The sequence below is a fragment of the Nocardiopsis sp. NPDC006198 genome (assembly GCF_040613895.1).
GTDB lineage: Bacteria > Actinomycetota > Actinomycetes > Streptosporangiales > Streptosporangiaceae > Nocardiopsis > Nocardiopsis tropica.
On record NZ_JBEXSY010000008.1, the window covers coordinates 13,693 to 22,422 of the forward strand.

General features: G+C 64.7%; 9 protein-coding genes. 4 read left to right on the forward strand and 5 right to left on the reverse strand.

Going from position 1 to position 8,730, the window contains the following annotated elements; genetic code table 11:
* Window positions 1-14 precede the first annotated feature (14 nt).
* The 4 genes from ABZ234_RS07895 (at window position 15) to ABZ234_RS07910 (ending at window position 4,457) form a co-directional block, all read left to right on the forward strand.
* Complete coding sequence (locus ABZ234_RS07895; protein ID WP_355011463.1) at window positions 15-566, forward strand: isochorismatase family cysteine hydrolase; 552 nt, start codon at window positions 15-17, stop codon at window positions 564-566.
* A gap of 273 nt (window positions 567-839) precedes the next feature.
* Window positions 840-2,834: a hypothetical protein gene (locus ABZ234_RS07900; RefSeq protein ID WP_355011464.1), complete on the forward strand. Its 1,995-nt coding sequence runs from the start codon at window positions 840-842 to the stop codon at window positions 2,832-2,834.
* A gap of 607 nt (window positions 2,835-3,441) precedes the next feature.
* Window positions 3,442-4,023, forward strand: coding sequence for a hypothetical protein (locus ABZ234_RS07905; protein WP_355011465.1), 582 nt, complete (start codon window positions 3,442-3,444; stop codon window positions 4,021-4,023).
* Complete coding sequence (locus tag ABZ234_RS07910) at window positions 4,020-4,457, forward strand: winged helix-turn-helix domain-containing protein (RefSeq protein ID WP_355011466.1); 438 nt, start codon at window positions 4,020-4,022, stop codon at window positions 4,455-4,457. The genes ABZ234_RS07905 and ABZ234_RS07910 overlap by 4 nt, the downstream gene beginning before the upstream one ends.
* Before the next feature lie 222 nt (window positions 4,458-4,679).
* Here the strand turns inward: ABZ234_RS07910 and ABZ234_RS07915 are convergent, their stop codons facing one another.
* The 5 genes from ABZ234_RS07915 to ABZ234_RS07935 all read right to left on the reverse strand — a co-directional run bounded on the left by ABZ234_RS07915 (window position 4,680) and on the right by ABZ234_RS07935 (window position 8,696).
* A complete protein-coding gene (locus ABZ234_RS07915; RefSeq protein WP_355011467.1) occupies window positions 4,680-5,822 on the reverse strand; it encodes a hypothetical protein in 1,143 nt (380 codons plus the stop codon).
* Window positions 5,823-6,273: 451 nt separating this feature from the next.
* On the reverse strand, window positions 6,274-6,780 hold the full coding sequence (locus ABZ234_RS07920) for a hypothetical protein (protein ID WP_355011468.1): 507 nt from the start codon (window positions 6,778-6,780) through the stop codon (window positions 6,274-6,276).
* A 15-nt stretch (window positions 6,781-6,795) separates the two neighbouring features.
* The gene (locus tag ABZ234_RS07925; RefSeq protein ID WP_355011469.1) at window positions 6,796-7,104 is read right to left on the reverse strand and encodes a hypothetical protein; all 309 of its coding nucleotides are present in this window, start codon (window positions 7,102-7,104) and stop codon (window positions 6,796-6,798) included.
* Window positions 7,105-7,533: 429 nt separating this feature from the next.
* On the reverse strand, window positions 7,534-8,049 hold the full coding sequence (locus tag ABZ234_RS07930) for a hypothetical protein (RefSeq protein ID WP_355011470.1): 516 nt from the start codon (window positions 8,047-8,049) through the stop codon (window positions 7,534-7,536).
* Window positions 8,050-8,303: 254 nt separating this feature from the next.
* Entirely contained in the window at window positions 8,304-8,696 is a 393-nt protein-coding gene (locus tag ABZ234_RS07935) for a hypothetical protein (protein ID WP_355011471.1), read from the reverse strand.
* Window positions 8,697-8,730 lie beyond the last annotated feature (34 nt).

Genomic DNA, 8,730 nt, shown 5'->3' on the forward strand with positions numbered 1-8,730 from the left:
CGGAAGGACACACCATGCGCCCCGCCACCAGCGAAGTCTTGGTCGTGGTCGACATGCAGAACGGTTTCATCTCCCCCGGCTCCGCCCACGTGGTCCCCACCGTGGTGCACCTGGTCCGCCACTGGCAGGCCGCCGGCGCACCCGTCCTGATGACCCGCTACCTCAACTACGAAGGCAGCCCCTACACCCGCTGGATGGGCTGGTCGAAGATGCAGGCCCCGCCCGAGACCGACATCGTCCCCGAGCTCCAGCCCTACGTCAGCGGCTCCCACGTGCTGGACAAGCGCGTCTACACCACCTTCACCGCCGAAGGGGTCGAGCTGTTCGACCGCCACGGGTGGACCACCGCCTACATCGTGGGCCTGGACACCGAGTCCTGCGTGGCCCAGACCGCGGTCGGCGCCTTCGAGCGCAGCATCAGGCCCGTGGTCATCACCGACGGCTGCGCCTCCCACGCCGGGGACCAGGCCCACCAGGCCGGGCTCTTCGTCATGGGCCGCAACATCGGCCGCGCCCAGCTGGCCACCAGCGCCGAACTCGGCCTGGAGGCGACCGTGTCGACGTGATGCCGGGGACATCGGCGATGTCACCGATGTCCTCACCTGTCCCCTGATGGGCGCCCGCACCGGGCGCTAGCGTCAGGCGACATCGAGGAGCACGGGCCCCACAGGGGCCCTGAACACGACGAAGGCCCGGGGGGCAACCCGGGCCTTGTCACACAATCAGATGAGCTGGTCGATCGTGGACCAGGGCGCTCACCAACACAGTCTCATCCTACCCATTCGAGGCGATGAGTCCACTGAGCTGCCCTGTCTGCGGACGGCCTGGAAAGGCTTGCCGTGGCGAAGTATCAGCTGCAGCGTCCCGTCGGTGACGACGGGGCGCCCATCATCGGCCCCAACGGCCGACCCATCGTCATCCCCCATTTCCAGATGCCGGGCTTCGCGGTCTACGACCGGAAGGTAGACGCTCAGGCCTTGGGCGCCCTCGCGTTCCTGTGGTCCTTCCTGGACACCTCGGAGGGCGAGGTGTCCTCCTCGGTCACGGCCGCTGACATCGCTGCCCGTTTCCGAGTGTCGGAACAGGTGGTGATGCGCAAGGGCGGCCGCAAGGACAACCCGCCCGGCCTGGTCCCGCGCCTGGCGCAGGCCGGCGCGCTGATCGTGGGCCCGTCCCGGGTCAAGATCCGCACCTGCCCGGGATGCTTCACCGAAGCGGAGGTGCCGTGCCCTGCCGAGTGCACCGAGAAGCGCGGCCGCAAGTCCGTCAAGCCGCGCTTCCAGCTCTCCCAGGCCCCGCCCGAGGGGTTCCTGTACCCGGGCGCCATGGACCGGTGGGAGTACGCCCAGCCCAAGGGGATCGCCCGCCGCCTTCGGGAGGAGGGCCCCGACAGCACCACTCCGCCAGCCGAACGCCGTGACCAGATGCCCTACGTCCAGGTCCTGTCCTGGCCTGCCCTGGATCCGGACATGGGCCTGCGCCACCTGGGCGTGTACGTGTTCCTGGCCGCCCACAGCGACCTGTCCCGGTCCCGGGTGACCACGGGGGACTGGCTCTTCCGCGAGACCATCGCCGACCGGTTCGGCCTGTCGGTGTCGCGGGTCAGTCAGATCACCCGCGATCTGGAGGAGTCCCGCTACATCGCCAAGCACGGCCTGGTGCACCGAGGGGACAAGCGGCACGGGGTCACCCACGAACCGGTCTCCTATGCCATGCGGGTGATGCCGCGCGGGGGCCTGCACTACCCCAAGGCACTGCGCATCTCGGAGTGGCGCGACCCAGCCCTGATCACCGCCCGCCAGGAAGTTGTCCGAGGCGACCAGACCGTGAGCCTGCAGTTTCCACACACCCCCCCTGACCTGGGAATTGTGGATAACCCGAGTTATCCACAGGAAGGGGTGCGTGGAAACAAGAGGCTGGGGATGTGGGAACTGCAGGCTGGGGATGTGGAAACTGGAGACCTACGTACACACCCTCATACACACCCCCGGACACACCCTTCTCCGTCCGCGCAGCAGCCCCAGCCACAGGGCGGGGTGCCCCACCCGCGCGATGCGGCCACGGACGGAGGAGAGAACTCTCAGGCAGGGTCGGGTCACGACGCGAAGCCGCCTACGGCGCCCGCGCCGGACCCGGTGCTGGCCCTGGTCGAGCGGTACGTGCCGTGGAGGATGTGCCTGAAGGGCCGCGACGACCAGCGCTCACTCGCCCGCCGCCTGCGGACCCTGCTGGAGGCGGGTCACCTGGCCGAGGGCGAGCTCGGTGACGTCTTCGACGGGTTGGAGCAGATCGTGAAGCCGTTCGGGGTGGTGTCGAGTCGGCTCAGCTCGGTCTCACGGCTGAACGAGCACCTGGAGGTCGTGCGCCGGCGCCGGGCCGAAGCGGCGGCCGCGGCTGCCTCTTCCACGCGTGTACCGGGGGAAGGGCACTGCTATGAACACAACCTCGCGCTCATGCCGGAGCTGTTCGCGAAGTACAACGCCCCGATGTGCGTGGACTGCGAAAAGGCCCTGGACAAGCCCCAGGCAGCAGTGGGCCGGGGAGGCACGGACGGAGAAACCCCGGGGTCGTCAGAGGAGGAGGTGGCGGAGAAGTTTCGGCAGAGCCTGGCCAGCGCCCGTACCGGTGCCCGTTCTGCGAGGAGTGAACAGCCGCCAGCTGGCGGCCCAGGGGGTCTGGGGGCGTTCCTGAAGGCCTTGGAGCCCCAGCCGGAGCGGGAGCACTGCGGATCCTGCAACGCGGAGTTCCGGACGATCACTGTCCAGGTGAGCTCCACGCACGTCGAACGGCGGCGCTGCCCCCGGTGCCATTGGAGCCTGACCAAGGCTGGGTAGAGCGGACATGTCACCTTTACTTTGTATAGGTGGGGTACGGATGCACCAGCCCCGGGTGACTTCAGCCCAGGTGACTGGTCCGGCCGGGGTTCTGGCGCGAGCCTCCTGGGGTTGCGCACGTCGGATGCGCGCCAGGTTCCCGGTCGGCGCGGGGGGTCCCGGGGGGCTGGCCCCCCGGGTACCACCAGTCGTTGACCACGAAGTCCAGCAACCCTCCGGTGTCGTGATAACTGCTCGGAGGGGTGCTCCGTTCGCGTGCGCGGGGCGAGGGGAGGCCCAGAGCCGTACTTCCTTTACTACAAGAGGCCAGTCCGGCAAAAACGCTGTGACCAGCGGAAATGCAGGATCGTGTGCAGCTTGTGACTTGCTTTCGGCTGCCCGAAAGCAGGTTATAGCTAGCGTTCGGCGCGCCGGAGTGGCTTGTGCAGGTTGTAACTTGCCTAAAGGTGTAAATTAACAACACCTCAGAACGGCGCGAGGGGATGCGCGGGGTGGAGTGCAGGTTGTAACCTGCCTTCAGGTGTAAATTAACAACACCTCAGTGGGGTGTGATGCGGCAGGAGTGGCAGGAACCTCCCCGCATGATCGAACGGAAAGGGCAACTCACGTGGCCAACCTGGCACGCCGCGTCCCGCTGCGTGCAGTCGACAGCCCAGCGAAGCGTCGCAACCTTCCGCAGTCAGAGCCGGACGACGACGGAAAGATGCTGTACCTCAAGCGGGGTGACCGCCTCCACGTCGACCGAGCAGACCAAACGCACTACGACTTCGTCGGCTCGCGTGGCTTCTACATGATGTCGGTCGAGCTCTCGGCCAAACTCCCCCACATGGGGCTCAACGTCACCGACTACGACATCTTTCACACGCTTCTCGGTAAGCTGCGTCCACGGAAGGGCCGCAAGGGCGACCTCGAAGGACTCACGATCCGAGTGACCCAACAGGACATTGCCGACGAGCTGGGCATCGTTCGCCAGCAGGTCGGGGAGAGCCTGCAGGTGCTCGCTGACCGCCTGTTGCTGTGGACCAAGCGTGGCAAGGTCACCGTCAACCCTCGCTGCGTCTTCGTCGGTAAGAGCGAGCTCCAGGCCCGAGCCATCGCCAACATCCCGGAAGACATCCCCGAGATCGAACTGCCGACCACGAAAGTCCGCCCTCCCCGCCGTCGTCGTAAACTCAAAGTGGAGGGATGAAGATGAGCGCTACGACTGCCACGCAAACTGTGTCCATCGAGGAATACGGACTCCTGACGGCTCACGACCTCTACCGGTTGCTGCCGAACATGATCCTCACTGGGACCTGCCGGGACGTCTGGGACGAGATCCTCTACAACATCGAAGAGGGCTACGCCTCCCCCGTCACCCGCGCGGAGATCGCTGAGCGCCTGAACATCGACGAGACCTACGTCAGCCACGCGACCAAGCCGCTCACAGAGGCTGGCCTGATTTTTCGCCGGGGACGCGAATCGGTGTGGTACGTCAACCCCCAGCTGGCTTTCAAAGGCAGCTATGAGGACTGGCAAGCCCTACTTGCAGACCTGCCAGACGACATCCCCGAGGTCCAGGCCCCCTTCTACGAGGTACGGCCGCCGCGGCGCCGAGACCAACCGCGGTTGCGCGCGGTGTGAGGACCGCACCCACCCTGGTGGGGCCGCTGCAGGTCGAGCTTGAGCGCCGGCGGCAGGTCAGGTACTGTCGCGCCCCATTGCGAGCTGTTCCATGGGCACGTTCGAGTGCAGCAGCACACGGCCCGGAGACCTTCCTCGAATCGTCGTAGCGTTTACGCACCATGCCCCGCCTGGCCGCCGAACGCAGGGCCGCGGCGCGGGTCTGCCCAAGGCACCAGCCCACTACTTCTTCGATTGCTCTTCGGCTTGGACCAAGGCCTCCCATGCGGGGCGCAGACCGGGCACGCCGGCCAAGTCGTACTGATCAGCCGTGTCCAGTCCCAAGAGGCTTGCTGTCGCCCGGGACAGAGCACGCGGATCCTCGGATTCGATGGCGTTGATCAGCTCCGCGCAGGCCCGGTAAGCGCGCCCCGAACCCAATGGATTCGGCACCCTGTCCATCACAGGGCTCAGAGCGCGCACCACATCCCGGAGAGGTTCGCCCAGCTGCGGGGAAAGGTCCAGGGCAACGTCTGAAACCTGCGGGCGAAGTGAGGGTGGAGACCCAGTCGATACTGCGGCGGTGAGGTAGTCGACGGTGCCCTCCAGCAGGCACAGCTCCTCGTGGGCCTTGCTCTGCACGCGTTCGGCGGCTGCGGCCACCTGGTCGGTGTCAGCACCCACGGACAGGCCCAGGCCTGAAGCTACGCTCGCAGGGTCTTGCCCGCGGAAGTAGTCGGTGGCACTGACCACTCGCAGCACCGGGTAGGTGTGTTCCACCGCAGCGCAGATCTGCTGGATCTGCTCGATGGCCTGCCGGGCGTCATCGTCGGGGACCTTGTGTCCGTTGACGTGGTCGGTGCCCACCAGGACCCGTAGGGCGAGCGGGTTGACCCGTTGCAGCAGGATGGGGCCGGCCGGCCCCGTGATCAGGGGCACGGGCCAGTGGTGGCAGTCCTCGACCCAACCCGACCGGGGGGTGTCGACGGGGATCAGGCTCAGAACACCGGTGAGTAGCTGCAGTTCCAACACCAGGGGGCGGGGGGCGCCGGTGGCGGGGTCGTACTCCACCAGGCTGGGCACCGCGCGTGAGGGCGTCATGATGCGCACCTTGTGGCGTGCGTAGCGTTCGTGGAGCGTTCGGCTGCTGAGGCCGACAGCGTGGCTCAGCACAGCGGGGCTCACACCCGCGGTGCGGGCGGCTGTGCCAGCGGCGAGCTCCAGAACGCGGGCGTTGTCGGCCAGGGCGCGTGCCCGGGCGGCGACGACGGCCAAGGACTCTGGCGAGACCACTCCGGACGTGCGCAGGATCGCGCGCGCCTGCGCGGGACTGAGTGGTGCCGTGGCCCTGACCAGATCCACGAGCAGCTGTGCGTCCTGGGACATGTGCGTTGGTCCTCCGGGGGTGTGCTTCAGGCCAGGGAACTCAGTTGGGGGTGGTGTCTGTGATTGCTCATGTGCGGGATGGGGGTGCTGTTGTGTCCTCGGCATTGGGGAGGATGGAGTCATGAGGTCAGATGAGAGCATTCCTGATGGCGTTCCCCCGTCGCGGAAGTGGGTGCAGCAGAAGCGATTGGATTATGAGCGGTCGAAGGCTGTGCGTGTCGGTCATATCCGTAGGATGCGCGCTTCCTTGGACCGGCTGCAGAAGGTGATCGACCGGCAGGATGCGGCCACGGAGCAGGGAGGATCTCCGCAAGAGCAGGCATAGTTTTGGGCCCCAGCCCGTGTGGGGCGGCATCTGCCGCCCCGTTGACAATGCCGACCGGACCGCGTCGAGGGGCCGACCTGCGCAGTTGCTTGATGGGTCCCTCGAAGCAGTCGGTACTCGTTTTTGTCACAGACCTCGTCCGCCAGCTGACTTGGGCTGGGGTCGGTGTGCTGCCCTGGTCTGTGTGGTCGGTGGGCTCGGGCTAATTCTTGAGTTCGTCGGTTGAGTTTTCTTTGTTGCTTCCCAGGCGGCGTTCGCTTGGGCTTTGAGCCGACTCATTGCTGCCCTGTAAACCTCAGACCCTTTGCGGGGGCCGACGGAAACCAGGACTATCGCTTCCTTGCCGCGAACCTTAGCCTCGCGATACACCAGCCGGTACCCCCCGGCGAAGTCCACCCCCTGGTTGACGGGGAGCCCAGACGCCTTGTTCTGTTCTTGCTGGTTACTTTCTTCTGGTGTGGAGAGATACAGCTTTTTGCATCCGTAATCACCGAGTTCGCGCTCGAGTGGTGAACCCGATATCTTTCCCTTCCTGATTCCTTCGATGGCGTTGACTAGGGGTATTTTGTATTCCTGGGGAAGGTGAGGGAAGTCGTGTTCCTTGACGCCCGGATAGAAGGCGATCTCTTTCATCACCATTGCGTCCTTCTATTCTTCGTCCAGTTCGAGGCCCAATTCCTTCTTCAGGTCCGAGGGGGAAATCAACTCCAGGTCATCGTCGTCGGGAACTTCGGACAAGCGCTTCCGCAAGAAGCTCTCATCGAGCAGGTCATCGAAGTAGTCGGACAGGGCCCGGTACTGTCCCGCGCTGATCAGCACTGCATCGGGCTGGTTGGTGCCGAAGACCAGTGGGTGTGCGTTGAGTCCGTCCCTGCTGATCTGTTCCACGATCGCAGGCAGATGTTCTTGGACGAACGAGGTGGAGTGTGGGTTGGGCGGGGGCGTGTTGTTGCTCATGGACCTTCCGTGGATGGATGGGGTGCGATCTGAGTTGTGCATCGATGATGCAGGCCTGGCGTGGCGTCCTCGGTTGCGCGAGCTCGGCGCCGACCCGAAGTGTGGTGCAGTGCTGTAGAAAGGAAGACACCCCAAGCGTGAGGAGGAGAACATGAAGACGCATGCGTGTCCCGAGTGCGGGAGTCTCGCCTGGCTCCTGCTCGATCTGCACCAACCTGCGGATGCCATGGACCTGGATGCCTTTTTGGAGGCCGACTACGCCCACGTGTGCCAGGTGTGTGGGCACGTGCTGGGCGATAGTGTGGAAGAGATTTCAGGGGAGAGCTGTGCAGGGAAACGCGCTCGAGAAGTTGTGTCGTGCATCTTAGCTCCAGGTGCCTTTCGGAAGCCGCCCCGCTGTCGCCTTGGCCTAAATCTGCTATTTCGGCATTAGAGGCCACGTCCAGGTTTTTGGTTTCCACCGTTGGTTCGCCGTGAAGCATTCTCCTGGTGGCGTGTCGGCTTTTGCGGTTGAAATTTCTTCTGGGAAGTGGTTGTCTGCCGCTGAGTCTCTTGCTTGATGATTCTGTGCATTGCGGTCTTATAGGCGGCGAGGCCTTTTCTTGGTCCCACCGAAACCACAACGATGGCGGGTTTTTGTCGAACTACGGCGTCGCGGTATATCAGCCGGTAGCCGCCGTCTTGGTCGGCGCCCACCTTCGATTTCTTGCCATCAAGTGAATCTTTTCTGAATTGCCTGGTGGTTTCGGGGTCGGTCAGGTAGACTTTTTTGCATGAGTACTTCCCGAGTGTTGCTATTACATCTTGATCGAGATTGAAGCCCTCGATGGTCCCATTGGCAAGCTCGGTTAGTCGTTCCACGAGACTTATCTTTATCGCCTCCGGTAGCCTGGGAATATCATCCTCTTTGACTCCCGGATAGAAGGCTATTTGTTTCTTTTCCAAATGTCTCTCCTGTTGGTATTGGTCTTTGCTGGCTGGGGGTCTGCGGCAGTAGGTATTTTTATCAGTATCAGGTCACTTCTATGTGTATTTTTTTGGGGAGCTCTCGTTGATTGGCTGCTGTCGCCGAACACGTCATCGACATCCTGAGCAGTCATCGTTCCTGAACCGCCGCACGGACGAGCTCAGGCTTCGTTGAACGAGCCAGGGCGATTTTCATGCGCCTACCGTAGGGGGCCAGCGACGAGGCACCCCGCTCATGCCCACGCCGGGTCCGTCTCAGACGCTGGGCCCACTGCCCAGGCGGGGTCCACGTAGTCGAGCAGCTCTCGCTCCAACGCGGAACCGGGGACGCGGGAGAGCTCGGCCCCGCGCGCTGACTCCTGTCGGGCGTGAACCCCCTCGACCCAGGCCACGACCCGCTCGGGCGGAACGACGACTCCGCCGGTGCACCACCACACCTGGCCGTCGGCGTCGGCGGCCGACCACCCCTTCTCCTCCTCCCACAGCACCCGCAGTCCGCTCAGGCGCAGCAAGGAGCGGCGCAAACCAGTTGCCTCGGTCACGGTCCGCACCTGTTCGGGTGTGTGGCCGGCGTCGACGAGTGCGGTGTGGACCGCGGCTGTGTAGGGGGCGTGGTCGCAGCGCATGTGAGTACTTTCGTGTCGGGCGGGGCCGGAGTGG